General features: G+C 39.9%; 22 protein-coding genes and 2 tRNA genes. 5 read left to right on the forward strand and 19 right to left on the reverse strand.

Translation table 11 applies throughout. From position 1 onward, the window contains the following. Window positions 1-95: 95 nt before the first annotated feature. The 6 genes from lepB (HMPREF0766_RS17100) to HMPREF0766_RS17125 form a co-directional block, all read right to left on the reverse strand. The gene (gene lepB, locus HMPREF0766_RS17100) at window positions 96-1,502 is read right to left on the reverse strand and encodes a signal peptidase I (protein ID WP_002999982.1); all 1,407 of its coding nucleotides are present in this window, start codon (window positions 1,500-1,502) and stop codon (window positions 96-98) included. A gap of 21 nt (window positions 1,503-1,523) precedes the next feature. Continuing rightward, the gene (gene lepB / locus HMPREF0766_RS17105) at window positions 1,524-2,957 is read right to left on the reverse strand and encodes a signal peptidase I (protein ID WP_002999985.1); all 1,434 of its coding nucleotides are present in this window, start codon (window positions 2,955-2,957) and stop codon (window positions 1,524-1,526) included. A 5-nt stretch (window positions 2,958-2,962) separates the two neighbouring features. Beyond that, a complete protein-coding gene (gene dapB / locus HMPREF0766_RS17110) occupies window positions 2,963-3,706 on the reverse strand; it encodes a 4-hydroxy-tetrahydrodipicolinate reductase (protein WP_002999988.1) in 744 nt (247 codons plus the stop codon). Window positions 3,707-3,880: 174 nt separating this feature from the next. Next, window positions 3,881-4,621, reverse strand: a complete 741-nt coding sequence (locus HMPREF0766_RS17115; protein WP_002999991.1) for a DUF5683 domain-containing protein — start codon at window positions 4,619-4,621, stop codon at window positions 3,881-3,883. Window positions 4,622-4,629: 8 nt separating this feature from the next. After that, window positions 4,630-5,556: a ParB/RepB/Spo0J family partition protein gene (locus tag HMPREF0766_RS17120; RefSeq protein WP_002999994.1), complete on the reverse strand. Its 927-nt coding sequence runs from the start codon at window positions 5,554-5,556 to the stop codon at window positions 4,630-4,632. 1 nt (window position 5,557) lies between these two features. Further along, on the reverse strand, window positions 5,558-6,355 hold the full coding sequence (locus HMPREF0766_RS17125) for a ParA family protein (protein WP_002999997.1): 798 nt from the start codon (window positions 6,353-6,355) through the stop codon (window positions 5,558-5,560). A 237-nt stretch (window positions 6,356-6,592) separates the two neighbouring features. Here HMPREF0766_RS17125 and HMPREF0766_RS17130 point away from each other — a divergent pair, with 237 nt between their 5' ends. Then, window positions 6,593-7,114 carry an NADPH-dependent FMN reductase gene (locus HMPREF0766_RS17130; protein ID WP_002999999.1) on the forward strand — a complete coding sequence of 174 codons (522 nt, stop codon included), beginning with the start codon at window positions 6,593-6,595 and terminating at the stop codon, window positions 7,112-7,114. A 4-nt stretch (window positions 7,115-7,118) separates the two neighbouring features. On the opposite strand, the gene HMPREF0766_RS17135 is transcribed toward HMPREF0766_RS17130, so the two are convergent. Further along, complete coding sequence (locus tag HMPREF0766_RS17135; RefSeq protein ID WP_003000002.1) at window positions 7,119-7,946, reverse strand: UDP-2,3-diacylglucosamine diphosphatase; 828 nt, start codon at window positions 7,944-7,946, stop codon at window positions 7,119-7,121. 108 nt (window positions 7,947-8,054) lie between these two features. Here HMPREF0766_RS17135 and HMPREF0766_RS17140 point away from each other — a divergent pair, with 108 nt between their 5' ends. Beyond that, the gene (locus HMPREF0766_RS17140) at window positions 8,055-8,789 is read left to right on the forward strand and encodes a 3-keto-disaccharide hydrolase (protein ID WP_003000003.1); all 735 of its coding nucleotides are present in this window, start codon (window positions 8,055-8,057) and stop codon (window positions 8,787-8,789) included. 64 nt (window positions 8,790-8,853) lie between these two features. Here HMPREF0766_RS17140 and HMPREF0766_RS17145 read toward each other — a convergent pair whose 3' ends face one another. The 3 genes from HMPREF0766_RS17145 to HMPREF0766_RS17155 all read right to left on the reverse strand — a co-directional run bounded on the left by HMPREF0766_RS17145 (window position 8,854) and on the right by HMPREF0766_RS17155 (window position 12,066). Further along, entirely contained in the window at window positions 8,854-10,482 is a 1,629-nt protein-coding gene (locus tag HMPREF0766_RS17145; protein ID WP_003000005.1) for a peptidase associated/transthyretin-like domain-containing protein, read from the reverse strand. A gap of 70 nt (window positions 10,483-10,552) precedes the next feature. Then, window positions 10,553-11,515 (reverse strand): FecR family protein, encoded by a 963-nt coding sequence (locus HMPREF0766_RS17150; protein ID WP_003000007.1) that lies wholly within the window; start codon window positions 11,513-11,515, stop codon window positions 10,553-10,555. Then, complete coding sequence (locus HMPREF0766_RS17155; protein ID WP_003000010.1) at window positions 11,512-12,066, reverse strand: RNA polymerase sigma-70 factor; 555 nt, start codon at window positions 12,064-12,066, stop codon at window positions 11,512-11,514. Before HMPREF0766_RS17155 ends, HMPREF0766_RS17150 begins: the two co-directional genes overlap by 4 nt. A 265-nt stretch (window positions 12,067-12,331) precedes the next feature. Here HMPREF0766_RS17155 and HMPREF0766_RS17160 point away from each other — a divergent pair, with 265 nt between their 5' ends. From HMPREF0766_RS17160 to HMPREF0766_RS17170, 3 genes are all read left to right on the forward strand, one after another. Further along, window positions 12,332-13,147 carry a lysophospholipid acyltransferase family protein gene (locus HMPREF0766_RS17160; RefSeq protein ID WP_236590603.1) on the forward strand — a complete coding sequence of 272 codons (816 nt, stop codon included), beginning with the start codon at window positions 12,332-12,334 and terminating at the stop codon, window positions 13,145-13,147. A 94-nt stretch (window positions 13,148-13,241) separates the two neighbouring features. Then, window positions 13,242-13,808 (forward strand): porin family protein, encoded by a 567-nt coding sequence (locus HMPREF0766_RS17165; RefSeq protein WP_003000016.1) that lies wholly within the window; start codon window positions 13,242-13,244, stop codon window positions 13,806-13,808. A 154-nt stretch (window positions 13,809-13,962) separates the two neighbouring features. Next, complete coding sequence (locus HMPREF0766_RS17170) at window positions 13,963-14,361, forward strand: hypothetical protein (RefSeq protein ID WP_003000019.1); 399 nt, start codon at window positions 13,963-13,965, stop codon at window positions 14,359-14,361. Here the strand turns inward: HMPREF0766_RS17170 and HMPREF0766_RS22175 are convergent. From HMPREF0766_RS22175 to HMPREF0766_RS17215, 9 genes are all read right to left on the reverse strand, one after another. Then, complete coding sequence (locus HMPREF0766_RS22175; RefSeq protein WP_081454864.1) at window positions 14,332-14,739, reverse strand: GIY-YIG nuclease family protein; 408 nt, start codon at window positions 14,737-14,739, stop codon at window positions 14,332-14,334. The genes HMPREF0766_RS17170 and HMPREF0766_RS22175 overlap by 30 nt on opposite strands. A 102-nt stretch (window positions 14,740-14,841) precedes the next feature. Then, window positions 14,842-15,093, reverse strand: coding sequence for a GIY-YIG nuclease family protein (locus tag HMPREF0766_RS22180; RefSeq protein WP_081454866.1), 252 nt, complete (start codon window positions 15,091-15,093; stop codon window positions 14,842-14,844). Window positions 15,094-15,132: 39 nt separating this feature from the next. Further along, window positions 15,133-15,210, reverse strand: a tRNA-Val gene (locus HMPREF0766_RS17185). A gap of 14 nt (window positions 15,211-15,224) precedes the next feature. Further along, window positions 15,225-15,299 (reverse strand) — tRNA-Val (locus HMPREF0766_RS17190). Between the two features lie 373 nt (window positions 15,300-15,672). Beyond that, the gene (locus tag HMPREF0766_RS17195; protein WP_003000022.1) at window positions 15,673-17,664 is read right to left on the reverse strand and encodes a putative porin; all 1,992 of its coding nucleotides are present in this window, start codon (window positions 17,662-17,664) and stop codon (window positions 15,673-15,675) included. 62 nt (window positions 17,665-17,726) lie between these two features. After that, a complete protein-coding gene (locus tag HMPREF0766_RS17200) occupies window positions 17,727-18,542 on the reverse strand; it encodes a purine-nucleoside phosphorylase (RefSeq protein ID WP_172462544.1) in 816 nt (271 codons plus the stop codon). Window positions 18,543-18,621: 79 nt separating this feature from the next. After that, on the reverse strand, window positions 18,622-20,109 hold the full coding sequence (locus HMPREF0766_RS17205; RefSeq protein ID WP_003000027.1) for a sodium:solute symporter: 1,488 nt from the start codon (window positions 20,107-20,109) through the stop codon (window positions 18,622-18,624). A gap of 28 nt (window positions 20,110-20,137) precedes the next feature. After that, complete coding sequence (murQ, locus tag HMPREF0766_RS17210; RefSeq protein WP_003000032.1) at window positions 20,138-20,959, reverse strand: N-acetylmuramic acid 6-phosphate etherase; 822 nt, start codon at window positions 20,957-20,959, stop codon at window positions 20,138-20,140. Window positions 20,960-20,990: 31 nt separating this feature from the next. Beyond that, entirely contained in the window at window positions 20,991-23,471 is a 2,481-nt protein-coding gene (locus HMPREF0766_RS17215) for a bifunctional glycoside hydrolase family 9 protein/polysaccharide deacetylase (RefSeq protein WP_236590604.1), read from the reverse strand. Between the last annotated feature and the right edge of the window lies 1 nt (window position 23,472).

Raw genomic sequence — 23,472 nt, forward strand, 5'->3', positions numbered from 1 at the left:
AGTTTACCAACGGAAGAAATTGGACTTTATAATACCAAAAAAAATCCTCCCCTGAGTAACATTCCGGGAAGGATTTTTAGTATTCCTAAGGATATTTATTTTATTCCTTTAAATATTCTGTTCCATCGTATTTTTGAAAGAAAACTACCGTCCTTATCCCAGCTCAGCCATACAAATAGGGCTTTGCCTACAATGTGGTCTTCCGGTACAAATCCCCATCCTCTGGAGTCTTCAGAGTTGTCGCGGTTATCGCCCATCATCCAATAATAATTCATTTGGAAAGTATAGCTTGTTGCTCTAGCTCCATTGATATAAAAACCGTCCTTTTTTTCTTCCAGTGTATTTCCTTCATACACCCGGATAGCACGCTCATAAAGGGGCATAGTCATGCTGTCAAGCTGAACCGTCCAGCCTTTTGACGGCACGACAACGGGTCCAAAGTTATCAAATGTCCAGTCCCATTTATCGATATGCGGAAATGCTGAGTTCTGATTCTGAAACGAAATAACCTGTTCCACGTGCGCCCATTTCTTAACATCTTCTGATTCTTCCGGGGTAATATGCAGAAGATAGGGTTCTGTAAAACTGTCGGTAGCCTCATACCGTTTACGAATCAATTGCTTTTGATCCAGACCTGATCCGTCTGTAAAGACGAGATATCCGTGCTGCATATCTTCATTCGTGAAAGCCGGCTCTCCATTAATCAACAATCTCTTGTTTTTCATTGCTACCTTATCTCCGGGCATTCCGACCAATCGTTTAATATAATTTTCTCTTTTATCTATTGGCCGGTTATAGGGGGCATCTGCTTCCATTGGATAATTAAAAACAACTACATCGTTGCGCTTGATATCCTGAAACCCGGGGAGTCGTTTATAAGGAACCTGAATCCATTCGGAATAAGCTTTGCCACCGGTTACCGGCATGGTATGGTGTGCAAAGGGAAAAGCCAAAGGAGTAATAGGAATACGGGGCCCGTAATTCAACTTGCTTACAAATAAAAAATCGCCAACTAACAGACTCCTTTCCATTGACCCGGTAGGAATCATATAGGCTTCAATCAAAAATCCCCGGATCAATGATGCCGCAATAACAGCAAATACAATAGCATCTGCCCATTCTCTTGCGAAGGATTTGGTATAGGGATATCGTTTCTTAAACTCAGCTGTATTATATGCCCCGAGATATTTTACCTGGTCATCGTGTCCCCACACCGGCAGAATGATAAAAGGAACTAATACAACCGCTGCATGCTCCCAAAACCGCCTCTTACCGAAAGATTTGATAAAGTCGAACCATATTCCGTAGAACACGAAGACATTAACAATAGGTACAAGGAGAAGCAAAACCGTCCATGTCGGTCTGGCGGTACGTTGCGCCATCACATATTCTCTGTACAATGGAATAATAGCCTTCCACCCTTGTTCTCCTGCCTTTTCAAACAATCTCCATATCCCATATATTGACAGGAGAGCTGTTATTCCAAATATAATATACCACATGAAGTTGTGTCCTTCGCTTCTTTAATCGTTTATGCTTTTAAATACTCTATTCCATCTGAAACTTGAGAATCCTGAGCCATCTTTATCTTTGCTGTATAATACAAAAAGAGGTTTTCCTACGATATGATCCTCAGGAACTAATCCCCATACGCGGGCATCTCTGGAGTTGTGGCGGTTATCACCCATCATCCAGTAATAATTCATTTTGAAGGTATAGCTTGTTACTTTGGCTCCATTGATATAAATACCGTCCGCTTTAGTCTCCACTTCATTTCCTTCATATACACGGATTGCACGCTCATAAAGTGGCATAGTCATGCTATCAAGCTGCACTGTCCATCCTTTTTTAGGGATTTGCAACGGTCCGAAGTTATCTACATTCCAATGGTACTTGGGATTATGCGGAAATATACCCTCTCCCTGATCTATATCGGTAGGTTTGGCAATATTAGGAATGATCTGCTTGATATTCGGCCAGGTCTTCATATCGGCCAATTCTGCTTTAGTCAAAAACACCTGATAGGGCTCCTGACCTGCGGAATAAAACTCGATACGTTTTTCCAACATACGATCAGGATTCAATCCTGTTCCGTCCGTAAAAACAAAATAGTCCATCATTCCTTCCGGCGGATCAAAGCCGGGTTTATTATTGACGAATAGTACAGACTCCTTAAGTGTGATAATATCACCCGGAAGTCCTACACAACGTTTGATCAGGTTTTCCCGTTTGTCGATAGGCCGGCTTAATGGCGGATCAGCTTCTTCAGGAAGATTGAATACAAATATATCATTCCGTTTGATCTCCTGTAATCCAGGTAATCGGCGGTACGGCCATTGGATTATAGTCGAATAGGCTTTTGTCCCTAAAAGCGGCATGGTATGATGTGCCAAAGGAAATGCAATAGGTGTAATAGGAAGACGAACGCCGTAGTGAAATTTACTAACAACGATACAATCTCCGGTCATTAAACTTTTTTCCATTGATCCGGACGGGATGAAATATAATTCTATCACAAAGCTCCGGATAAAATAAGCGGCAACGATAGCAAAGACAATCGCATCTGCCCATTCTCTTCCAACAGATTTCTTGTACGGATATTTCTTTTTGAATTCTTCTGTAGCAGACAATCCCAGATATTTTACCTTCGGATCTTTGGCCCACATAGGCAATACGATAAAAGGAACTAATATTGCCGCAGCATGTTCCCAAAATCTAAATTTACCGAAGGATTTGATAAAGTCCAGATACAGACCGTAGAAAATAAAGATATTAACGATCGGGATCAGCAATAGAAACACCTGCCATGTTGGCTTTCCCGTTAATTGTGCGAATACATATTCCCGATAAAAAGGTACGATGGATTCCCATCCTTGTTTTCCTGCTTTGACAAAGAGCTGCCAAAGTCCGAATAATGCAACAATAGTTAATACTATAAATACAATAATACTGATCATATGATTTACTTATTAAAGTCAAACATTTCGGTTACCTGATAGAACCCTTTTTTACCTTGAAGCCACTCTGCTGCAATAACAGCTCCAAGCGCAAAACCTTCCCGATTATGTGCAATGTGCTTAAATTCGATCTGATCTACTTCAGAACTATAGAGTACGGTATGTGTACCCGGAACTTCTTCAATACGCAGACTTTCGATCAGCAATTCATTAGGTTTAGGAATGATACCGTCTCCGTCATCTACCAGTTCATTTACCCATTGCTGTTTGATATCACTATTATTCAAAATACCTTCTGCAATAGTAATAGCTGTCCCGCTAGGTGCATCCAGCTTATGTACATGGTGAATTTCTTCTACCTGCACATCATATTGATGATAAGGTTGAATGGCCTTTGCCAGCATTTTATTGATATGGAAGAAAATATTTACTCCAATACTGAAATTAGAACCGTATAATAAGGACTGATCTGTCTCCAGACAAATATCTTTTACCTCATCCAGATGATCGTACCATCCGGTCGTGCCCACAACGAGTGGTACAGATGCTTCAAAACAGAGACTGATATTTTCCAGAGCTCCTGATGGCACACTGAAATCGATGGCGACATCGGCATCCTGTATATCTTGAGCGGTCAATGTTTCTCTATTATGCTGGTCAACAACAAGTATCACCTCATGACCTCGCTTTTGTGCGAATTTCTCGATGAGCTGGCCCATTTTGCCGTATCCTAAAAGGACTATTTTCATATGGATATAATTTGTTTTTTAACTGCAATATGGAATATCTGAATAATATCCACTTCCGTTAGTACGGTCTGTGGCTCAGGTATATTTCGTATTATCAGGATTTTTTCTTCAAGTCAAAATATTTACCACGCTAATTTAATGACTTAAATGGATTTATAAAGAGGTTTGCGTGTATTATTTGAATTGCATAGTCATTTTTAGACCAACAGACGGACGAATTGGTCCGCTTTGGAAAGCATAACTGTTATTAGATATGATTGTAGGAGAAAATCGGATATTTACATTTTTGGCATCTCCTATATTCCATCGGTTCTTGAGCATAGAATCGACATAGGCTTCTACAATGTTTAATCCGTACCAACCCAGCGTCCCTAATATAGCCAAATCACGGTTTCTTCTGAAATTGTCTTTGGCCTGTATCAGCCCTGTGGTGGACATGCCTCTTAGTTCAGGATCTTTTCGTTCTGTATCTCCTGTGGAAATACGAAAATCAAGCTCTTTAAGTACCTGGCTGTAATAGCGTTGGTTAAATTCTATAATTAGACCTGTAGACACAAAACCTCCGTATATTACAGGAACTTTGATCCACCATAGTCCTCCGTTGTAATGTTGTCCCCATCCGGGAAGGATAAGAGATCTTTTCCAGGCTACTTTGGACTTGTGCTCTATTGCCAGGCGGGCAGAGTCTTTAAAGACTTCTTCCGACTTTTCTTTCGCTTCTTTCTCTGCCTTTTCTCTTTTTCTTCGTTCTTTTCGGGATTCTTCTTTTTTTATTGTATCCTGAGTCACGACTTTTTCTATTTCCGGTTTTGTATTCTTTGCGGGAATAGTTTTTACAGTGTCCGCTTTTTGGGCAAAACAGGCTACTGTAGTGGAAATCAGAACAAAAAGAGTGAACAGGTACTTTATCATCATACTATAAATTACCAATCCAATAACTCCAGGATCCGGCTCAGATCATCTTCTGACTCAAAAGGAATTTCAATAGCTCCTTTTCCTTTTGTAGATGACTTAACGTTTAGTTTTACCCTTGAAGCAAATTTACTTGCCAGGTCATCTTCTATTTTTTGAAATTGAAAAGTAAGTGCCGTTTTTTTATCTGAAGGAGCTTTCTTGCGTGCAACAGCTTGTTGTACCTCACGTACCAATTGCTCTGCTTTACGTACGGAAAGTCCCTTTTCAATGATTTCTTTAAAGATATACAACTGCTTATCCACTTCTCCTACATTGATGAGTGCCCGGGCATGTCCCATAGAAAGCTGTCCGTCACGAATGGCCGCCTGTATGACAGGGGGCAATTTCAACAGGCGCAGATAGTTCGTCACTGTAGAGCGGTTTTTGCTCACCCGATCCCCCAATTCTTCCTGTTTAAGGTTACATTCTTCTATCATACGTTGAAAACTCAGCGCCACTTCGATGGCATTCAGGTTTTCACGTTGAATATTTTCAATAAGTGCCATTTCCAGCATCTGCTGGTCATTGGCTGTACGTACATATGCCGGAATGGAGGTAATACCTGCCAGTTTGGAAGCACGCAGACGACGCTCTCCACTGATCAGCTGATAAGCATTGTCTCCTACCTGACGAACGGTAATAGGCTGTATTAATCCCTGAAGCTGTATAGATTCGGATAGTTCCTGAAGCGCCTGCTCGTCAAAATCTGTACGCGGCTGAAAAGGATTGACCGTGATTTCGTCTACTTTGATAAAGTTAATGCTGCCGGAAGTTTTTCCTTTTTCCATTACATCAGACTCCGATACACTCGATGATCTGGATACTTCAATGTTTTCATTCTGGAGCAATGCCCCCAGTCCTTTACCTAACCCTGTTTTACGTTGTTGTGCAGCCATATTATGCAGTTACCGTTTGCTTTTCCTCTTTAACCATTCCATTTTTTTCCAGAATCTCTCTCGCCAGGTTCAGGTAATTAATTGCTCCTTTACAGGAAGCATCATGCATAATTACGGAGATACCAAAACTCGGAGCTTCGCTCAAACGCGTATTACGTTGAATAATAGTACTAAATACCAGGTCATTGAAATGTGTACGCACTTCTTCTACCACCTGGTTTGACAGGCGAAGACGTACATCATACATGGTGAGTAAGATCCCTTCAATTTCCAGATTTGTATTTAATCTGTTTTGAACGATCTTGATTGTATTCAATAATTTACCAAGTCCTTCCAGTGCAAAGTACTCACATTGTACCGGTATAATAACCGAATCCGAACCGGTAAGGGCATTGATCGTGATCAGTCCTAAAGAAGGGGAGCAGTCAATGATGATAAAATCGTAATCATCTTTGACTTCATCCAGAATTTTCTTCATCTTATACTCACGCTCGTGCATATTGATCATCTCGATCTCAGCTCCGACCAGATCAATATGTGCAGGCAGCAGATCCAGATTTGGCGTTTCGGTGGTCTGAATAGCTTCGCGGGCGCTCAGGTCATTGACCAGACACTCATATACACTTGCTTTGATCCCTCTTGGATCAAAACCGATACCAGACGTTGAATTTGCCTGAGGATCAGCATCGACCAGAAGTGTTTTATATTCTAACACGGCCAAACTCGCAGCCAGGTTAATAGAAGTAGTGGTTTTCCCTACTCCTCCCTTTTGATTTGCGATAGCTATAATTTTACCCATTGAATGATAATCTAAAACGTTATATGCTTCTTAATTCAAGTAAACCATCAAAAAACCTGCTTTTGTTCTGCTTAAACGACAAATTTACTGACGATTTATGAATAAAATGCTTAAATGATGTTAAATTCGTACTTTTGATAGCAGTTTAGTCCACTAAACCACAGACCGCTAAGATACAAAAAATCAATGATATCGTAACTCCTGCACGGGGCGGTTTTTGTAAGTAACAAGACGACAATGAATTTAATTATATCGGGAACAAACAGAGTGGGTAGTCACTCCCTAAAGGTGGCATCATATTATCAACAGGAACTTAGCCGAAAAGGAGAAGAATGGGGTTTATTATCCTTAGGAGATCTTCCCGAAAACATCATCGTATCAGACCTCTACAACAACCGGAGTGAAGCATTCAGCGTTATTCAGGAGCAGGTATCCGCCGCCAAAAAGTTTATTTTTATTATCCCGGAATACAACGGCAGCTATCCCGGAGTGCTCAAGGTATTTATCGATGCCTGTACCTTCCCGGTGAGTTTTTTCAACAAAAAAGTGGCTTTGGTCGGTGTGTCCAGTGGAAAATATGGCAACATCAGAGGAGTAGATCATTTTACAGGAGTATGTAACTACCTCCGCATGCATGTATTACCCCTCAAAATTCATATCCCGCATATCCAGTCTGAACTGAATGAAGACCAACAGTTGTTTCAGTCAACAACTGTGAAATTTGTACAGGAACAAATCCACGAAATTATTCAATTCTAATCCCTTACCTGGATTTCAGAATATTTTCCAACAACTGATCTACAGAGGTTTTAAATGAAACTTCAGGGGTCGGGTATTTACCCAAGAGGTGTTTACTGTTTTCATATACAAACATTTCCCATTCGCCTTCATGATATTCCAATGCGGTGAGGTTTTCGACCCAGTCTCCTGAATTGAGGTAAATCGTCTCTCCCTTCTTTGTTTTGACCGTCCGGATCTGTGGCTGATGGATATGTCCGCAGATAACATAATCGTAATTTTGCTCTATGGCCAGCTCTGAAGCAGTTTCCTCAAAATCATTGATATATTTCACCGCTTTCTTGACACTGTTTTTGATTTTTTTTGAAAATGAGTATTTCTCTCTTCCCATTTTGCTCAGCACCCAATTCACCAGATTATTGAGCTGAATAAGCTTATCGTATCCCCATCCGCCCAATTTTGCTAACCACTTGGCATGATGAACGGATGCATCAAATACATCTCCGTGAAAGATCCAGGCCAGCTTGCCGCCAAGATTGAGAATTATTTTATTGGTGAGGAGAATATTTCCGAAATGCACATTTGCAAATTTGCGAAGCATCTCATCGTGATTGCCTGTGATATAAATGACTTCGGTATCCTGACAAGCGAGTTCAAAAATATACTTGATAACCAGTAAATGTGAATCTGGGAAGTAGCTTTTTTTGAATTGCCAGATATCTACGATATCACCATTCAGGATAAGTTTACGTGGTTTTATAGACCTCAGATACTGCAAAAGCTCCTGAGCTCTGCATCCATATGTACCCAGGTGGACATCAGACAGAATGACTAAATCGACTTCTCGCTTCATATGCAGATTGGTTTTTACAAAAAAGATAAAACTATATTAACTAATCATTTTCAGACAATTAAGAAATTATAATTTTTATATCTTTACCAAAAACCAACAATTATATATATGTACTTTATCAACAAACATCTCCTTTTTATTCCATTGCTGTTTATTATCTTCCAAAGCTGTTCAAATTCCAACTCTACTTCTAAATCCCTTACTGATGCTGAACAAAAGGCAGGATGGCAATTTCTTTTTAACGGAGAGAATACCGAAGGGTGGCATATTTTTAATAGCGCAGCAAAAGATTCAAAATGGATCGTAAACAACGGAGTCCTGGCCTGCTCCCCTCATAAGAAGGACGGTATATTCGGAGACCTTACAACGGATAAAAGTTATAAAAACTTTGAATTAGCTTTTGACTGGAGTATTGCCAAAGGGGGTAACAGCGGGGTATTTATCAATGTGCAGGAAGACCCTAAGTATAGCGCAACATTTGCGACCGGAGTGGAAATGCAACTTCTGGATAATGCAAATGCTGAGCCACGGCATCAAAAAGACAGCACACACTGGGCGGGCTGTATCTATGATGTAAGCTGTATTGGTAATCAATCCAAACCAAAACCTTTCGGGGAGTGGAATTCGTCAAGAATTGTTCAGAAAGACGGTAAAGTGAGCTTTTACCTGAACGGTGCACTTACTGCAGAAGAAGATCTGAGTGGCCCTGCATGGAAAGCAAAAGTGCAACAAAGTAATCTGAAGGTACATCCTGATTTCGCGAAGACTACTGAAGGCAAAATTGCTTTTCAGAATCATACCGACTCTGTAGCATTCCGCAATATTAAAATACGGGAGATATAAAATTTATTAAACAGATCAGAGGTCTCGATCATGACCTCTGATCTGTAGATCTTAATTGTTCAGATTACCAATTGAATACAAGCCCCACTGAACCGCCTCCATGGAAGGTATCAGCTTTTTTGTCTGAACCGAAAAACTTCCATTTAAGCGGCTCTTTGTCTGCATCAGGAACTATATGTTCTGAATAATGGAAAGAAGGTGCGGCGTATATAGCCAGATGTTTTGACAGATGAAATCTTGGGATTACCCGCAGACCCGCTCTTAAATAGTCATTCTTGAAATCCTTATCATAGCTTGTTCTGCTGATCAGTTCAGCAGCCAGAGAGAAGTTTTTATTACGGACCATATTTGCTCCTATTCCGAATTCTAAAGCATACTTGAGATCCGGATTGTCCCAATAATACCCTGCACTGATGAGACTGTACAGTATACGTCCTCCGGACCTGAAATTAAGGCTTACTAGCTTGCTTTCGTCCGCACTGACAGACAATTCTTTATAGCCGTTTTTTATTAAGTTAAAAAGACCAATCGGATAGTCACTGCTATCCGCAATATTAACCAAACCGGCGATCTGCACGCCTTTTACTTTTTTGGCCACATTGACAGCTCCTGCCAATTGATTCTTCACTTCTGATCGCGATACATTGACCAGTCCGCCAATCTGGCTTCCCTGTGAAGAATTGGCAATATTAAGTGCACCTGCAAGCTGCAATCCTGACTTTACGGTATCTACTTTATTCCATAGTCCTCCAATCTGTACTCCTGACAGGTCGTTAACCACTACATTCCCTGCCCCTGCCATTTGTAACCCTTTCACATTTCCACCCACGACATTTACAAGACCTCCGATCTGTGTACCACGCATATTGTATTGATTGATATTGAATGCCCCACCAATCTCAAAGCCATCTACTCCGGCAGTATAGCCCCCCAATACGTTAAGAGAAAACTTATTGACAACCTGAGATTCAAAAAAGCCATGTGTGCTCAGTCCGGGTGTCATCGACACCTGAAAGGGGCTATATGCAAATACACCTCCCAGATTGAGACTCTGAAGCCTGCGGGAAGAGTTAGAAAACAAGTTCCCAAGATATGTGGTAAATATTCCCTTTTCTTTGTTATAATCAGAATAGTACCCCAGCTTACCTTTTTTTGCCAATTTGGTAGCTTCTATGGGCAACAACAGAATAATGGATGTATCTCTGTAGTTTTCTTTACTCATTGATATAGCAATCAGCTGTTCAGGCTTCTTGATATCAAGCTCGAAATACCCGTTTTTATCCGTTAGTGTAGATACAAATGCATTTTTATCATAGATACTTGCATATTGAATAGCTTTATTGGTACGGATATCTTTTATATAGCCTGTTATCATAACCCTGTTATTTATCTGAGCGGGGATATGAACATCGACATCCATCTTTTGAGGAGAATAGGCAATGATAACGTGAGACATGGTTTCTTTAAAACTGAACTGATCTCCCAACAGATTTTCGAGATAACCGACCAGCACACCATTGTACGCCGGCACATTGACGATGCTGTCCTGATTGATGAGCTGACTGTTATAAGAGAAAAGAATCTGATTGGATGATTTAATCTGTTCAAAGATTTCACGTATTGATGTATTTTTGAATGCCTGCATTCTGATCTGCTGTGCTAATTTTTCCTGCGCACCAGCGTATGTACACATACACAATGCAACAAAAAGTGAACAAAACAGCATTTTTGACAAGTATATTAGGTAGTTTTTAGACATGATTTTATTTGATATGGTACTGATTCCCCTTTTTCTCAATTTTCAGATCAAAGGTCTCCAGGATTACTTTGATAATTTCAGATAGCGGCTGCTGTTCAAATGTTGCGGTAAGCAAAAGTTGTCTGTGCTTCGGATTGCTCAATACCAGATGCTGATCGTAAGCCTTATTTAGTATTTCAAGTACTCGTGGCAATGGTGTATTCTCAAATACAAACTCCTGATGTACATAGTAGCGATACAATTGATCGGGAACGGTATCTACCCTAAGCCTATTTTTCAGCGTATCGTTTATCAGAACAGATTGCAGCGGCTTTAAGATGACCTCCTGATCTGCACTGCGTACACTTACAGAGCCGGAGGCTACAATTACTTCTGTTTCGCCATTACCACGTCTTACATGAAAACTGGTCCCCAGAACAGTAATTTTAGTTTTGCCGGCATCGATTACAAATGGATGCTTTTCATCTCTTTTCACTTCAAAAAATACTTCTCCGGATGTAAGTTTCACCGACCTGTTTTTACTTAACCAGGACTCAGAATAGGCTATCTCCGAATATTTATTTAATGTGACCACACTTCCGTCAGGGAGCTGATCCCTTCGAACATCCGCAAAAGATTGTAATTGCTTATCTACTGCGGACTGCGTTGCAAAGAAATAAAGAGAAATACCCAAACACAACAAGGTGACAGCTGCGATCATCCATTTAACCGAAAAGACACGTGAAGGTTTTTCGTATTTGACCTGCGTTTCCTCCCGTTCATTCTTTCTCCTTACAAAATCTGCCCAGACCCGATCGATATCGATATCTTCCGGAACAGTTGTTTGCTTGCTCAGTTCCCAGGCTTTCTTCATTTGTTGATATACTTTTTCATTTTCATGATTACTGGAGATCCATTGTTCTACGACAAGAACCTCCTCCGGAGAAGCATCTCCTACAATATATTTTGTCACTAACACGTCTTTCATAACCCAAATAGTAAAGAGATGATTAAAAAGGTTAAATAATCTACCAGATGTACACGCAGATGACGTAGCGCCTTGCTCATATGGCCTTCTACAGTCTTAATGGATAAGTTTAGCAGATCAGCAATCTCCTTATACTTTAAATCCTGAAACCTGCTCATTTCAAACACCGCTCTGCTTTTCTCCGGCAGCTGTAACAGTGCCTGATGCAATTGTTTCTTTAACTCCGAATCTCCCTGATCCATATATTCTGTATCTTTTTCATGCAAGAGCTGGTATTCCTGGTACCTTCTTTTTAATTGCTCGCGCTTAAGTGTATTGAGACTTTCATGATACACTGCCCGATAGAGATAGGCTTTTAATGAAGTATGGATATCTGTCTCCCAGTCGCGCTCCCAAAGCCGCATAAATACCTGCTGCACCACCTCTTCTGCAATGGCTGAATCCTCCAGGAAACGAAATGCATACCGATGGAGATCCTTGAAATGTTCTCGGAAGATCATTTCAAACTTGTGTTCCTTTTGAAGCGGAATATGTTCAATACCTGCTAACATCGAAATAATTTAAATACGTTATTTATTCTTCAATTTATAGCTAAGACAACCCAAAAATCATTTACCCTCATCCTTTTCTGCTTTTTTTCTTTATACCGTATTCACAATTACTTTTCTAATCTTTTTAAGGGTAAAAGCCAAACCAATTGTCAAAACTATTAAAAAACAATGTTAAACATGGGCCTCCTCATCTACTCTTTTATTCTCTGCGGATTAATTTTTATTTCTTTCCTATGGATGCTTTATATTCTTATAAATGCTATACATGAAAGCGCAGAAACAGAACAATAAAAAGAATCTTAGCCTTCAGCATATGAACAGCATGTACCGCATTATGGGATTTATGATTGGTCGGATATTCCGTTACCGATACAATGTCGTTATTCAAAACTTCGCAAGAGCATTTCCCGACATGTCGTATACCACAATTGTACATCACGCACATGATTTTTATTGTATACTTGGCCGAATTGTGATTGAGCAACTATCCGGTATATTTCGTTCGCCCAAACTCCATGTGCAAAATACCCAGCTACTGGACACGCCTTACCGGGAAAAGAGACATATTATTATTCTGATGGGTCATTATGGCAACTGGGAACTGCTGAATCGTCTGCCGGCCCTCTTAAGCAGACCTGTACAGGCTCTTTACAAACCTTTAAAAAACAATCTTTTTGATCGCCTTGCACAAAAATCAAGAACACGTGAAGGACTGCGGCTTCTTCCTTCCTCACAGGCCTTAAGAACATTATTAAAGGAAAAGAATTCCCCACATATCACAGTATTTCTTGCCGATCAATATCCCGGGCCTGAGAATGGCTATGCTGTTACTTTTCTGAACCAGCAAACCTATGCCTTTAGCGGAGCAGAAAAAATTGCAAAGACTTTAAATGCATATGTAGTATACGGGGAATTCTTTCCCACAGGTGATTATAACTGGACGCTTCGTTTAGATCTGATCTGTGAATCCGCAAGCCAGACTTCCGTAGGTGAAATAACTCAAAACTATACCCGGAAACTGGAAGACAGCATTATAAAGGCACCTTCCTATTGGTTATGGTCACACCGGAGATGGAAATAAAAAAAAATTAAAATGCGACAAGGGTATAATGCAATTACTCTGTCTTATTCCTAAACAACAATAAAAATTTCATTATCTACTAAAATCAAAAAAGATGAACAAGAACTTAAAAACAGGATTTGCATTATTAGCACTTACTTTGGGATTGACTCTAACTGCACATGCTCAAAAAGTTGAATATGGCATCAAAGCCGGAGCACAGTACAGCAGCTTTTCATACGGAAATAAATCAATTAAAGACGAAGCCGGAAAAATAGGTGTACATATTGGAGTATTTGCCCGCACAACTGAAAAACTATACTTTCAACCGGAACTGAATTTCTCCATGTTTAAAGCAAAATATACTTACGAAAGCAAGGTATACACACCAAAATTCTATCAGGCAAATCTGCCTTTGCAGGTGGGATATAAAGTCCTTGAAAAAGATGATCTGAACTTACGCGTATCTGCAGGACCTCAACTTAACTATGATCTGAAAAAAGTGAAGGCAACTGCTACCACATCTTTCAAACAGCTGTCCTATGATGCATTAATAAATGTTGGTGCTGATGTTGAAAAATTCACCTTTGACCTGAGATTCAATTACGGCCTGAATAAAAGAAATAAAGATCTGGGTGCCCGAAATGAAACTTATGGTTTATCTGTAGGGTACAAATTCTAATTCCTTTCCCCTCTATTTTAGTAATCAGGCATCCGCGAGGGATGCCTTTTCTGTTTGCGGAAAATCGATATCAGCTGGTTTTGGAAGTGAGATACTAACTATGTAATTTAAAAACAATCACTAACTTAAGGTTAAAAAACTAGAATCAATAAAAATGCGCACAGGAGTATTAATAACATTTATAGCCATCATTTTTACATCTTCTATGGTAAGTTGCTCTACAACAGTAAAGCTAGGTCTATCGGGAAAGTATAATATTAAACATGTTCAAAGCGAAGAAATTGGGAAGAACAAAGTAGCGATTGCAATCAATCTCTTTGATATCAAAACCAAAGATAAGATTGCTATTGCGGATGTAAAAAATCTACCGGGAATTGTTATAGATAGCTCCAGCAACTACAAATTGCTTCTATTCGACCGCGATTCATTACCTCGAAGTATAAGAATCAATAAAAAGGGAAGAATGCCTTTGCCACTTCATCCTGAGAAAAGCAAAAAGAACCTCCTTATAATTAAAGTATATCTAAGTGAAGATATCAGAGGTGTTATCTGATACCTGAGGAATATACAAAACATAATTAAGTGATAACAAAAAAAGCATCCTCGCGGATGCTTTGGTGGAGGCTACTGGAATTCGAACCAGTGACCCTTCCGATTTTATCGGAATGATCTGAACCAGCTCGTCTGATTTGTTAATAAGTTCCTCTATTTTTAAACGGCTTTTCCAGGATTTAAGCTGACGTTCACGAATTAATGCTTCATTCTTCGTTTCATAACACTCCTGATAGACAATACACCAATCCATGAATTTTCCGGTAAAACCCTTTTTATAATGCGAATTATGCCTACGCAAACAACCTTCAAGATCATGCGTCACACCAATATAATAACGGTCTGCTTGGACTGAATATAGGATGTATAGGAAATACATAATCAGGCGATAACAAAAAAAGCACCCTATCGGATGCTTTGGTGGAGGCTACTGGATTCGAACCAGTGACCCTTCCGATTTTATCGGAATGATCTGAACCAGCTAGTCTGATTTGTTAATAAGCTCCTCTATTTTTAAACGGCTTTTCCAGGATTTAAGCTGGCGTTCACGAATTAATGCTTCATTCTTCGTTTCATAACACTCCTGATAGACAATACACCAATCCATGAATTTTCCGGTAAAACCCTTTTTATAATGCGAATTATGCCGACGCAAACGACCTTCAGGATCATGCGTCACACCAATATAATAACGGTCTGCTTGGACTGAATATAGAATGTATAGGAAATACATAATCAGGTAATAACAAGAAAAGCATCCGCGAGGATGCTTTGGTGGAGGCTACTGGATTCGAACCAGTGACCCTCTGCTTGTAAGGCAGATGCTCTGAACCAGCTGAGCTAAGCCTCCTTTTTACTTTAGTGTGGAGAATACTGGATTCGAACCAGTGACCCTCTGCTTGTAAGGCAGATGCTCTGAACCAGCTGAGCTAATTCTCCTTATATTTTTAACGGATTTTAAACCGCCTACTCCTTGCTGACCAGTGACTCTTCCGATTTGTATCGGAATGCTCTGAACCAGCTGAGCTAATTCTCCTTGTATTTTTAACGGATTTTATACCGCCTACTCCTTGCTGACCAGTGACTCTTCCGATTTGTATCGGAATGCTCTGAACCAGCTGAGCTAATTCTCCTTGTATTTTTTACAGATTTTATTATGTCTGTTGTTTTTTGATTTCTCAAAAAACACAATCGTTCTTCCTGATTGCGTGTGCAAATATAGGCGATTATTTCGATTTACAAAACAATTTGTAATATATTTTTATTGATTAAATTACAATTCACTCAAAAACAACCACATAAATTCTTCTGGTTAATCATAGAATTTCCAACTCACACCGAACCGAAGATTTGCTTCGTTCATCGGATACCTTCTCACGGTATAATATCCTTTAGGGTAAACGAATTGATTGATGAAATTATAGCTGATAAATAAGTTCACCCTCTTTATGTTAGCTGTAGCCCACACATCGACAATCGGGTAAGTAGAAAACTCTATGCCCACATTATCATTATAAAACTGTCCCGAATTGATCGAATAAGACGGCGTACGAAATGGTGTATTGAATTTCACATCCGTTCCCAGATTAAAATCCAACACTTTATATAATTTATTGTTGTAATAAAAGCTATGCCATGTGTATATTTCAGGAATCGCTAAAATACCAGCAGCATCGGATTTTTGATACACAACCAAATTGTTTAAATGGAAGTTCCCAAACTTAAAGTTTTGCCCTACAGATATTTTCAGTAAATTCAGATTTCCAAATTGTGCGGGTTCAATTTGCCTTGCGAGTTCTGCATTGTTACTTGGATTGTCTATTTCCTTAAAATAGAGATAATTGCTGATCAGGAAGTATTCTGCCTTACCTGTAAATCCTATTTTATTGTTTTTATAGGCAAATGACAGATTCTGTGTCTTTGTTTTATCAAAGTTGTTGTTCCATTTATGATATGTATAGTTTAAGCGGTCAAATATCATCTCCGGTGACTTATTTTGACTATAAGCACCTAAACTGATCTTTCCGGCATTTTCACTTAACAGTACATCCGCTTTTGCTTCATACAGATAATCGCCAAAGTTACGCCCCAATATAATCTGATCAACTCTTCCCTGAAAATTGACCCTGTCGCTAAACTTATACCCGACTGTACCCCAAATGGTGCTATTCTGAAAAAACTCACTACCAAGTGTATCTTTTGAGCCAGAATACCAGATCAGATCATTTTTAAATCCCAGATCCAGCTTCGCTTCATTTTTAAGTTTTCCTCCCGGTCTTAAATAGAATGTATACGTAAATTCATTAGATATATTGGTAATTGAAGTCGTATCTCGTGTAAGTACACTTCCTCCTACCGGGAAGGCATCGTATGAATCGGCTTCGTTCTTAAAAAACAGAAATTTCTGCATGCGGATAGATGAGTTGTGAGAAACAGCATTCGTCGGATGTATCTCCATTTCGGGCGTCCCTGCATTAATCGTATCCAGCCGACCTATGTAATAAGACTGCCGAAGAAAAAATGAATTATCTTTCCATTTATTATAGGGCCTGTTTGCTGTCTGCCCACTCAGCTTTGTTTCATAAGTATACTTGGCCTGGCCTGTCGTATCCTGAAAGATATTATTATTCACTACCGAACCATTCTCCGTGGCATCTAAGGAATTGAAGACAGCATTGACGAGCATATTATACCGCAGGTTGGAAGACTCATACCAGGAGAACACAGCCGCTTTTCGATCACTGTAATTTTGGTTTTTATAATAACCATCTGTATTCGTGGCGTGATATTCTGCCCCGATGTTCCAATGTGGTGTAATATTTTGTGCAATTTTGGCTTTAAAAACCTGATCATCAAAGAAAAATCCTACAGCATACAACTCCGAATATCTGGCTCGTGCTCTGTAATACTGTATAGAGTCGGGCCGCAGTAAATAACGCTCCATAGCATGAAATCCACTCTGAAATCCTATGGTTTTATTCGGATTGAAAAGAAGATCACGTGATGCAAGTCCGTAAGACCCAAGGTTTATACTTGGATTCCATGGTAAATTTTGCTTATTGAAGTACTGAAAATTTCGATGCGAGGTATCAATCTGTACGGTATATGTTGCTTGCTTCAGCATCTCTAATGTAGCATAGCGAACATATCTTGCCGTAAACTCTACCGAATCTTTTTTGTTATCCTCTTTTGCACGTGCAGAGTCCAGAGCAGTACTCCACTCTTCCCCTTCTTGAGCGTGCGCTTGCCCAATTCCCAAACTGACACAGCATATTAATGCTAAAACGCGGAGTAAAATTCTCATCTACAATCTTTCGAAATTTATTTTGTTGTTTCCTGCCTCAAAAATAACGCTAAAAAACAAAATTATTGTAGTGCAATTAATTCTTTCATAATCGCGGTCATTTTGGGTTCAGATCTTGCCGCCACATCTACAATCTCCTGAAGTGAAACGGGTGTAAGTTCATCATGAAATCCTTCATCTGTCACTACCGAAATCGCAAACACAGGTAATCCCATATGATTTGCTACGATAACTTCTGGAACGGTACTCATGCCGACAATATCTCCTCCAATAATACGCATATAGCGATATTCTGCACGCGTTTCAAGATTAGGTCCCGGAGTAGATACATACACAACTTTATGCGCTTTAAAACCCAGTTTGTCAGCTATATCCAATGCCTGTTTGGTCATGGTAGGATCATAGGGTCTGCTCATATCAGGGAAACGCGGGCCGAATACATTTTCATTTCCTCCACGCAAAGGATTATCCGGTAACAAATCGATATGATCATCTATAATTCCTAAATCCCCTTTTTTGATCTCCGGATTGAGTGACCCTGAAGCATTGGACACGAATAGTTTTTGTATGCCTAATACTTTCATAACGCGCACTGGAAAAGTAATTTCACGCATACTATAGCCTTCATAATAATGAAGTCTTCCCTGCATAGCTACGACCTTGCGGCCGTTTAAAGTCCCGAAGATTAGTTTTCCGGAATGAAACTCTACAGTGGAGATTGGAAAGTTAGGGATATTCGAGTACATGAGTTGGAACTCGACGTCAATTTCATCGACCAGTTTTCCCAATCCTGTCCCCAAGATAATACCGAATTCGGGAACAAAGTCTCCTATTCGTTTTTTGATAAATGATACGGTTTCTTCTATAGATTGATACATGCGTGCAAAAAAAAGTTTAAATTCAAACTTAACGCATTTTTTTTGCACGCACAAGTATCAAATGGTATTCATAGGTAGATTAGAGAGCTTTGGTATCAGCATGCTGTTTACCCGGTGATGTAATGATCAACATCAGGGCAGTCAGGAATCCGTTATACACGATCAATTCGTAACCAATTCTGTAAGTTGTATGCGGTACAATCAGAAAGTAATTGATCAAGAATAATATAACCGGAGAGAGCACACAAATAAGTGGAACCAAGTTATCATTGACACGATATCTTGTCAAAATACCTAAAGCAAATAATCCTAACAAAGGACCATATGTATAGCTCGCTGCTACGAAAATTGCTGTAACAACTGAATCATCGTTGAGAATTCTGAAAATCAAGATAACAACAAGCATCAGTACGGAGAATCCAACATGTACCCAGTTGCGCTGGCGCACTAAAGCCGGATCATTCGGATTTGCTTTTTTATTGAAGTTTAGAAAATCCACACAGAAAGATGTAGTCAGCGCTGTCAAAGCAGAATCTGTTGTTGCAAATGTCGCAGCAGTAAGCCCCATCATAAAGATAATACCCGGAGCAAGAGAAAGATAATTCAGTGCAATTTCGGGATATAAATAATCCGGTGTACGCAAAGCGGAAACGTCGATATTATTTTCTGCAGCATAGATATACAATAAGGCTCCTACTGCGAGAAAAAACAAATTGATAACAACAAATATGCTGGTAAAAGTCAACATGTTTTTCTGTGCTTCGCCGATCGTGCTCATACTTAAATTCTTCTGCATCAGATCCTGATCCAGTCCGGTCATAGCGATGGTAACGAATATACCCCCAATGAAATTCTTCAGGAAGTGATTCTTATCGCCCAACAGATCCTCCCATACGAATATAGAAGAGTATGAACTGTTTTTTACTTTTTCAAATGCTTCTACTACTGAAATTCCAAGGCCATCTGCCATGAAATAAATGGATAGTACAACTGCCAGCAACAGGAAGAATGTCTGCAATGTATCAGTGATAATAATAGTCTTGAGACCTCCTTTATTTGTATACATCCAGATCAGGATGAGACAGATCGCAATCGTTACTGCGAATGGAACCTGAAGCGAATCAAATATAAATTTCTGCAGAATGATAGCAACCAGGTAAAGTCTGAACGCCGAACCTATAGTTCTGGATATCAGAAATATCATTGCCCCGCTTTTATAGCTTTTATGCCCGAATCGTTCTTCTAAATAGGTGTAAATGGAAGTCAGATTCATACGATAATACAAGGGCAACAACACATATGCAATCATCACAAATCCTACAGCATTACCCAGGACAAACTGGAAGTAGCTGAAGTTAGTATGACCTACTGCACCCGGAACAGAGATAAATGTAACTCCGGACAGCGCTGTACCTATCATTCCAAAAGCAACCATATACCATTTAGAATTGCGGTTAGCAACAAAAAATGTAGAGTTGTCAGATGATTTTCTGGATGTAAAATAGGCTACTCCGAGCAAAAGTCCGAAATAAACCAATAAAAAGGTTAATAATATTAAAGGTGACATGTGTTTAGTTTGATTGTTTTAGTATTCGTTATCCTTTACTTACATAATTCTCAATTGCCTTCCGGACATTTCCAAATTCTTCCAGTAGTTCTGATGCCGTTAATTCATCAGCGCCTGTTTCATCCATAATAATACGAACTCCTCTGGCTACCAATTTGTGATTAGACAACTGCATATCGACCATTTTATTTCCTTTGACTCGTCCCAAACGAATCATGATAGAAGTACTTAACATATTGAGAACCAGCTTTTGTGCAGTACCGGCTTTCATACGTGTAGATCCTGTTACAAACTCAGGGCCTACAATCACTTCGACTGGTAACTGTGCTACCGCGGCGATCGGAGATCCTCCGTTACAAACAATACATCCTGTGATTAATCCTTTTTCATTAGCTGTAGTCAATCCACCAATGACATACGGAGTAGTTCCGGATGCAGCAATACCGATCACTACATCATTTTCATTTACACCATATTCTTCCAGATCTTTCCATGCCTGCTCAATATCATCTTCTGCAAATTCTACAGCCTTACGTATAGCCGTATCACCACCAGCGATCAACCCGATAATCCAGTCAAACGGAACCCCAAATGTTGGAGGACATTCCGATGCATCCAGTATACCCAAGCGACCACTGGTACCTGCTCCGATATAGAAAAGACGGCCTCCGGTTTTCATTTTCTCTACAGTAGCCGTTACGAGCTTTTCAATCTGAGGAATTGCTCTTTCTACAGCTAAAGGGACAGTCTTATCCTCTGCATTTATATTGGTTAACAATTCGTGTACAGACATTTTGTCCAGGTCCTGATAGTTGGATTCTTTCTCCGTGGTGTTAATCATCTTTATCATTGTCTTAATCACTTGTATATGCTGTGCTACATTACAGCATGTCGTTTATCACTTTAAAATGGTAATCTTTTTTTCTTAATTCTTTAATGAGACGAGGGAGCAAGGTATAAAATTTGTCCTTTCGCTTCGGATCCGTCCCCAAATGTACTAATATAATGTATCCGTTTAACCCTTCTTTTTGTTCCTTTTCAATCAATTGACTATAAATAGTTTCCGATTCCAGATAACGGCTGCCCATTTCCGGATACGTATAATCTGCAGCCGTTCTTAACCCTGGCGTAAAATTTACAACCTGAATCCCCTCCTGTTCGGCCCATGAAACAATGTCTGTATTATACCACTCGTATGAAGGTAAGAAATATCTGGCAACATCTCTCTTCACTCCATATTTTTTCATTTTCTGAAAATTATTATTCAGATCCTGCGTGAATTCCTCCTTTGAGACCCGTGTATGCTGGCGGTCTTCCCAGTCGCAGTACAACAAATGCTGATCAGAATGAGGCGCCAGATAATGCCCCCTTTTAACAATCTCTTTTGTGATACCATCGGTATCCGGATTATCCAGAAACCGGCCTGTAACAAAGAAAGAGCCCTGAATCTTTTCTTTTTTCAATGTTTCCAGAATGGAAGTCGCTCCATCATAGAATTCATCTGCTGTAAAGACTAATGAAATATTCTTTTTGGCCGGATCACCTTTTATAATCGCACCGTAATTATCTTTTACCAAATGATGGTTACCCTCTTCCTGAGCTGCTAACAAATACACCAGCGAAGCCGTTCCATCCATTGTTGGTTCATTTGTACTGTAATCGCCATAGTCATCATGGTAAACCGCCAGTTCGCTCTGGAACTCAGCATATTCATCTTCTTCATTCAGTTTAATTCCAATCAGATTATTGAATATTGAAGAATATACCGGACCATCTACCAATCCTCCATCTATAGGATGGTTTCCAATCTTTGTAAATGCGGAGTGCGGATCAACCGGGGTATCTCCATCAGCCGGGAGACCGTATACCATACTTGTACCCCATGGATTGACACCAAATAACCAATCGATATTGGCCTGCTCTAAAGCGGCATAGGAAGAATCCTTACTGATATCCCGATACCATTTACATTGTATAGCAAAAGAAACGGTAAGATTGTTACTGCACCAGATGAATGGTACGCCGCGGTAGAAGGCATTTTCCTTTGCCCGTGACCACACCTGATCTATACCTTCTTTATAGAATGCTATCACTTTCTTCTGCTCATCACCTTTTAGCGATTTAGCTAATTCATAGTGCCCAAGATTAATAAAAGGATAATATTGATAATGACTCGCTGTATCTCTGATCATCCAGGGAGTTACTTTTTCCTGCTCTGCGAAATCCAATGCTTTTCTCGCATATGTCTGATCTCCTGTTTTGGAAAACAGCAGAGCTGACGCCAGCTCCATATCATCTACCCAATTGTCTTCTGCATAGATATAAGGAGATTTGACAGAAACGGTCTGTGTTACTCCCGGTTTTATATAAGCATATTCCAGAGCTGATGTTGCTTTGTCCTGCAAGGTGCCGGAGTAGGTTGGATCAACAGACTGAAATAAGGTACTGCCTAATGTAAATGCACTGGAAAACTTAGCTGCGGTAGAACTTGTACCGGTAGTGTTGTTCATAAATTTCCCGCGTTGCTGTGGTTCTCCGTCAATAAAGTAAACCGGACGTTCGAATCCTCTTCCATAAAACGGATCTTCTTTGGGGATACGCATATTTGTGTGATCCCTGTCATCAGCGATCTGATTGAACATCAGATGTGGCTGAGGATGCATTTTCAGGAGCCAGTCCAGCCCCCATTTTGCTTCATCCAGAACATCGGGAATGCCATTTTTACCCACCAGTCCGTTGGCTTGTTTTGTATCCTCAAAAACATGCGGAAAATCACGGTAAGCAGCCAGCAAATGATATGTTGCATTAGCAGAAGTCGTAGAATACTGAAGATAGTCGGACGCATCATGCCAGCCTCCTCCTGCATCGATATGCGTACTATCCGGAATCCCGGCTTTTCCGGCATACATCGTAAATCCGTCATGGGTATGACAGCTATCCTGTAAGAACGGATTGAAAAGTGTACGTTGTTGCCTCATATAACGCAGAGCAAAATCTGCAGTGCCCTTATAGACATTTTTATTAATCTTAAATGTAGGGGAGACGGTCTTACCTGCCTTAATATAATATTCGCCCTCTTCCCGGAACACAGAAAAATCTAAACGAAGGGAATGGAGAAACGGTCCGTAAGCTCCGAAATTTTTGCCGCTGTTATTTTTAAAGACTGTTTTTTGTGTGCGCACATTGATCAACTCAAATTTTTGAGGTACCGATTGCTCTTTTGAAACCCACACAGCTACCTTGACGGCCTGCGGAGTATAGCCTATCTGATTAATACGAATCCAGGATTTTTCTTGTGATTTAGCAAGATTAAAACACAAAACAGCACAAAACAGCATGGTTGTCTGCATGAATTTTTGCATA

The sequence above is a fragment of the Sphingobacterium spiritivorum ATCC 33861 genome, assembly GCF_000143765.1.
GTDB classification, from domain to species: Bacteria; Bacteroidota; Bacteroidia; order Sphingobacteriales; family Sphingobacteriaceae; genus Sphingobacterium; species Sphingobacterium spiritivorum.

Excerpts from the sequence above, each read along its gene's own strand:
- lepB (WP_002999982.1), bottom strand. The coding sequence starts at position 1,502 with ATGTGGTATATTATATTTGGAATAACAGCTCTCCTGTCAATATATGGG.
- lepB (WP_002999985.1), bottom strand. The coding sequence starts at position 2,957 with ATGATCAGTATTATTGTATTTATAGTATTAACTATTGTTGCATTATTC.
- dapB (WP_002999988.1), bottom strand. The coding sequence starts at position 3,706 with ATGAAAATAGTCCTTTTAGGATACGGCAAAATGGGCCAGCTCATCGAG.
- HMPREF0766_RS17115 (WP_002999991.1), bottom strand. The coding sequence starts at position 4,621 with ATGATGATAAAGTACCTGTTCACTCTTTTTGTTCTGATTTCCACTACA.
- HMPREF0766_RS17120 (WP_002999994.1), bottom strand. The coding sequence starts at position 5,556 with ATGGCTGCACAACAACGTAAAACAGGGTTAGGTAAAGGACTGGGGGCA.
- HMPREF0766_RS17125 (WP_002999997.1), bottom strand. The coding sequence starts at position 6,355 with ATGGGTAAAATTATAGCTATCGCAAATCAAAAGGGAGGAGTAGGGAAA.
- HMPREF0766_RS17130 (WP_002999999.1), top strand. The coding sequence starts at position 6,593 with ATGAATTTAATTATATCGGGAACAAACAGAGTGGGTAGTCACTCCCTA.
- HMPREF0766_RS17135 (WP_003000002.1), bottom strand. The coding sequence starts at position 7,946 with ATGAAGCGAGAAGTCGATTTAGTCATTCTGTCTGATGTCCACCTGGGT.
- HMPREF0766_RS17140 (WP_003000003.1), top strand. The coding sequence starts at position 8,055 with ATGTACTTTATCAACAAACATCTCCTTTTTATTCCATTGCTGTTTATT.
- HMPREF0766_RS17145 (WP_003000005.1), bottom strand. The coding sequence starts at position 10,482 with ATGTGTACATACGCTGGTGCGCAGGAAAAATTAGCACAGCAGATCAGA.
- HMPREF0766_RS17150 (WP_003000007.1), bottom strand. The coding sequence starts at position 11,515 with ATGAAAGACGTGTTAGTGACAAAATATATTGTAGGAGATGCTTCTCCG.
- HMPREF0766_RS17155 (WP_003000010.1), bottom strand. The coding sequence starts at position 12,066 with ATGTTAGCAGGTATTGAACATATTCCGCTTCAAAAGGAACACAAGTTT.
- HMPREF0766_RS17160 (WP_236590603.1), top strand. The coding sequence starts at position 12,332 with ATGAAAGCGCAGAAACAGAACAATAAAAAGAATCTTAGCCTTCAGCAT.
- HMPREF0766_RS17165 (WP_003000016.1), top strand. The coding sequence starts at position 13,242 with ATGAACAAGAACTTAAAAACAGGATTTGCATTATTAGCACTTACTTTG.
- HMPREF0766_RS17170 (WP_003000019.1), top strand. The coding sequence starts at position 13,963 with ATGCGCACAGGAGTATTAATAACATTTATAGCCATCATTTTTACATCT.
- HMPREF0766_RS22175 (WP_081454864.1), bottom strand. The coding sequence starts at position 14,739 with ATGTATTTCCTATACATCCTATATTCAGTCCAAGCAGACCGTTATTAT.
- HMPREF0766_RS22180 (WP_081454866.1), bottom strand. The coding sequence starts at position 15,093 with ATGTATTTCCTATACATTCTATATTCAGTCCAAGCAGACCGTTATTAT.
- HMPREF0766_RS17195 (WP_003000022.1), bottom strand. The coding sequence starts at position 17,664 with ATGAGAATTTTACTCCGCGTTTTAGCATTAATATGCTGTGTCAGTTTG.
- HMPREF0766_RS17200 (WP_172462544.1), bottom strand. The coding sequence starts at position 18,542 with ATGTATCAATCTATAGAAGAAACCGTATCATTTATCAAAAAACGAATA.
- HMPREF0766_RS17205 (WP_003000027.1), bottom strand. The coding sequence starts at position 20,109 with ATGTCACCTTTAATATTATTAACCTTTTTATTGGTTTATTTCGGACTT.
- murQ (WP_003000032.1), bottom strand. The coding sequence starts at position 20,959 with ATGATAAAGATGATTAACACCACGGAGAAAGAATCCAACTATCAGGAC.
- HMPREF0766_RS17215 (WP_236590604.1), bottom strand. The coding sequence starts at position 23,471 with ATGCAAAAATTCATGCAGACAACCATGCTGTTTTGTGCTGTTTTGTGT.